Raw genomic sequence first — 2,526 nt, forward strand, 5'->3', positions numbered from 1 at the left:
CTGGCGGTATTAGAGAAAGCCGGACTGGTGCAACGGAATCGACGAGCGCAGTGGAGTGAGTGCTCCCTGACCACCGATGGGCTCATGGACGTAGCCAGCTGGATAACCGCCCAACAGGCAGTATGGAATGAACGGTTCGATCGACTCGAGGAATACATCGAAAAGGAGAAATCTGATGAGTAGCACCGACATGACCCAAAGCTTTACTCTTACCCGCACACTCGATGCGACTCCAGAACAGGTCTGGCACGCCTGGACTGATCCTGATGCGATTGCCGATTGGTGGCATCCGCGCAACACCAGCACCCCTCGCGACGAAGTCGAAGTCGATGTTCGCGTGGGCGGGCACTACACCTACACGATGGTCAATGACGACACGGGCGAAAGAGTCGTAACCGGCGGCGTTTACCAGGAGGTCTCCCCTGTTGAACGGCTGGTGTTTACCTGGGGTGAGCCCGGCTCAGACCCCGAGGATACTCCAATCGTCACCGTTACTCTGGAACCCTCAGGAGGCGGGACCCATATGACGTTTGAACTGCATGGTTTCGCGGGCCAACCGGGTGACGGATTTGTCTACGACGGCTGGGATGAAGCCCTTGACGTGTTGGAAGAATATCTGGCTTGACACTATCCGTATATTTCTCCCGGTCAGGCACCGGAACCCGTCAAATGGGAGTAGTGGACTATCGACCAGATATGAGCGGCCACTCGATACAAAGCGGCGGTGCGCGACGGTGATGCCGAGCCCATTATCCGCCTTATAGCCGAGTCGACAAGGGTCTCATCTCAGGAATCTCGTGTGACAGTCCAGCGGTTGTCCAAGATGCATAGACCTGCGCGACCGTCCGAAGTTGAACATAGCAGCGTTGGCAGCCTTGGGCAGCACAGGACAACAGCTGACCAGGCATTATCAATACCGCTACTGACGTAGCGGGAATGAGTGGAGAAGAAGTCGCTGCACGCTTCTTGCGGACCGAATCATGGGACTGGGCAGGCGCGACTCAAGGCTTCGCACTTGATCGATCCCGTTCATCAAGGTAATCCTGCACGTCCTCTTCCACCCAGCACTCGACGTTGTTTATTTCGGGCAGGTCAGACGCCAGGAAGATGGGGTTCCTGCCCGCCTTCCTCTCTGCCTGGTAGTGACGCAGCAACTTCAGCGCGGGCTTGCTGAGCAGGGTGATTACGACCAGGTTGATGACGGCGATGACGACCATCGAAACCCCTGCAATCGACCAGGCGAGCTCAACGGTGATCACTGATCCGACGAAGACCATTAAGGTCACGGCCCAGCCAAACGCCATGAGCCAACGCTTGTTCCGAGTGAGGTAGTTCATATTCGCTTCACCATAGGAATAGTTCCCCAGAACCGAGGTGAACGCCAGCAAGAACATAATCACCGCTAGCATCACCGTGCCCCAGTCACCGAAGTTTGTCCTCAAGGACTCCTGGACCATCATGAGCCCTTCACCGCCCGCCGAGACGTCGGGGAACGCGACGAGCACGATAAACGCCGTGATGGAGCAGATCAGCAGAGTGTCAAAGTACACGCCCAACGTCTGCACAAGCCCCTGTTTTACCGGGTGGCTGACCGACGACGTCGCCCCAACATTGGGCACCGAGCCCATGCCTGCCTCATTGGAGAGCATGCCGCGCTGCACACCGTGCATGATCGCCGCGCCGACGGCACCGCCGCCCACTGCTTGGAGATCGAAGGCACCGGTGAACAACTGGCTGATCACCCGAGGCAACTCTTCGGCATTGGTCAACACAATGATCAGCCCCAGGACCAAGTAGATCAGAGCCATCACGGGCACCATACTCTGTGCGACCGTGGCCACACGGCGCATGCCACCGACCACAATGAGTGCGGTGAGAGCGGCCAACACGAGCCCGAGCACAATCGGCAGCCACGACATGCTTTCCGGATCAGTGTAGGTAGCGACCGCTCCATTTACGGCGTCGACGATGGTGTTGGCCTGCAGCGAGGTGAAGGCCAACGCGAAGCAGAAGATGAATAGCACCGCGAACACTCCGCCGAACCAGCGGCTGCCCAGCCCGCGGTGGATGTAGAACGCCGGACCGCCTTTGTAGGTGTCGTCCGCGCGGGACTTGTAGAGCTGGGCCAGCGTCGATTCGATAAAGCTGGCCGCGGAGGTGAACAGACACATGATCCACATCCATACGACTGCCCCGGGTCCCCCAAGGAAGATCGCCCCGGCGACACCGGAAACATTGCCGGTGCCCACGCGAGCAGCCGCAGATATCGTGAACGCCTGGAAGGACGACAGCGACTTGCGACGATCTGGCGCAGTCTCATCTTTCTGGGTCTTTTCGGTGATGGAGCGGAACATCTCCGGAATCATCCGGAACTGCACCGCTCCGGTACGGATCGTGAAATATAGGGCGGCGAGGGCGACGATGCCGGTCCCAATCCAGGTCCAGAGCCATTCCTCAGCGCCACCGAGCCAGGAGTTGAAGTTTTCGAGGAGTTCCATGATAAAAGCGTACCAACACGTGAGCAGG

General features: G+C 58.4%; 2 protein-coding genes and 1 pseudogene. 2 read left to right on the plus strand and 1 reads right to left on the minus strand.

Annotated features, from left to right (window positions below):
* Together L0H14_RS12335 and L0H14_RS12340 are read left to right on the plus strand one after the other, a co-directional pair.
* A pseudogene (locus L0H14_RS12335) lies at positions 1 to 183 on the plus strand (transcriptional regulator); the annotation flags it as partial.
* Positions 176 to 625 (plus strand): SRPBCC domain-containing protein, encoded by a 450-nt coding sequence (locus L0H14_RS12340; RefSeq protein WP_301421981.1) that lies wholly within the window; start codon positions 176 to 178, stop codon positions 623 to 625. The pseudogene L0H14_RS12335 and the gene L0H14_RS12340, both read left to right, overlap by 8 nt.
* Positions 626 to 1,001: 376 nt before the next feature.
* On the opposite strand, the gene L0H14_RS12345 is transcribed toward L0H14_RS12340, so the two are convergent.
* Positions 1,002 to 2,526 (minus strand): alanine/glycine:cation symporter family protein (locus L0H14_RS12345; protein ID WP_367618778.1); only part of this gene is annotated, 1,525 nt, incomplete at its 5' end.

This window comes from Yaniella sp., assembly GCF_030453185.1.
In the GTDB taxonomy this organism is placed as follows: domain Bacteria; phylum Actinomycetota; class Actinomycetes; order Actinomycetales; family Micrococcaceae; genus Yaniella.